This is a genomic window from Salinivibrio costicola subsp. alcaliphilus (genome assembly GCF_001996185.1).
GTDB classification, from domain to species: Bacteria; Pseudomonadota; Gammaproteobacteria; order Enterobacterales; family Vibrionaceae; genus Salinivibrio; species Salinivibrio costicola.
Genome location: NZ_MUFR01000141.1, coordinates 1 through 441, shown reverse-complemented (window position 1 = coordinate 441; position 441 = coordinate 1). Strand labels below are relative to the sequence as shown.

The following is a 441-nucleotide window of genomic DNA, read 5'->3' as shown; positions in this document are numbered from 1 at the left end:
AGTGTTTCTAGCAGCACCTAAAGCTTCGCTATACTCTTTGCTTTCCAGGCCTTCTTTTAAGGCAATAGCATCTAATTTTTTCTCTAACGCATCAGTCTCTTTTTTAAGAGCGCTGATAGCATGATCTCGCATGTTCTTTTCAGTGTCGCCTTTTGTGAAATACTCTTTAGCTGCTTCCTTGGCCTTAGCAAAAGTTGCTTTCTCTTCCTTACTAGGTTTACGTTTTTCTTCTTTGGCGGTCTGCAGTGCATCAAACGAGTCAACTAGGTTGTTTAAGATACGCGCTTTGCGTTTCTTTTTGCTTTCTTTTTCTTTGTTCTCTGCACGTACAGCGTCAGCCTTGTCTTTACGGAGTATCATAGGCACACCGTCGACAGTGATAAGACTGCCTTGGTAACTAGCGGCAAGCTTAGCAACGTTAGTTCTGTTAGCTTTTCCGTC

General features: G+C 42.6%; 1 protein-coding gene. It reads right to left on the bottom strand.

Features of this window, described 5'->3' with window-relative positions; genetic code table 11:
- The coding region (locus tag BZJ21_RS15575; RefSeq protein ID WP_131826362.1) for a hypothetical protein at positions 1 to 360 on the bottom strand (360 nt) is incomplete at its 3' end.
- Between the last annotated feature and the right edge of the window lie 81 nt (positions 361 to 441).